At 65.3% G+C, this 787-nt stretch carries 1 protein-coding gene; it reads right to left on the bottom strand.

Annotated features, from left to right (window positions below):
• Positions 1–9: 9 nt before the first annotated feature.
• A partial coding sequence (locus AC0C6X_RS30095) for a lactonase family protein (RefSeq protein WP_472956692.1) occupies positions 10–787 on the bottom strand: 778 nt, incomplete at its 5' end.

The raw sequence follows: 787 nt of genomic DNA, 5'->3' as shown, positions 1-787 counted from the left end.
ATCGAAATGTCACTGTCCGACGACGACGTGATGGGCGCCATGGGGAACAGGAACGCGGCCGAGCCTTTCGAGCGCGGGGCGTTCGCCGCGTACCACGCGAAAAACTTCGAGACCCGCACCGCTGTCAGCATCCGCGCCAGCATGGCCCTCGAAAACCTCGACGATGTTGCCCCAAGATCGCACGCTGAGAGCTCCGTTTTGCTCCGTCACCGCAAAGAACGCGACCCGGTTCTGCGTGTTTATGTTGACGGCTAGAAAGCGACCGCTCGGATGCCATTGGACATTCGTCGCCGTCATGCCGCCGCGCGGTCCGGAAGACGAGCCCTCCACGCCGAGATCGCCCAGGCTGAACCGCGCGACTTCCCCGAACCTGCCGTCGGCGAGGGCAGCGATCTGAAGATAGCTCGCGTCCGGGGTATTCGAGACGACCGCCACCCTGTCACCTTGTGGGCCGACGGAGAGCGCCTCAGGGAACGGGGCGATCTCAATCGTATCCGCGATCACCGGATTTGCCTTGTCGCTGAGGTCGACCGCGAAGAGCCGGTTCCCCGGCGAGAGGTCCCGCACCGTCTCTCCACCGGCCGGCCGTTCACCGAGCCGCTCCACCACGAAAGCGGTCGCGCCGTCCGGCGTGAGCGCGATGACTTCCGGCGCCGCAGTGACGGAATTCGACACGTTGAGCGAGGCGGTGCGCACCGTACCATCCTCGATCGTCAGAATGGTAAGTCTGTCGCGCAGACCAGCCCCCGCAGGTGCGAGCCGGCCCATCGCGTAGGTTTGGGCAACG

The organism is Ensifer sp. VA4, assembly GCF_055710065.1.
This window is presented reverse-complemented; position numbering and strand designations above follow the sequence as displayed.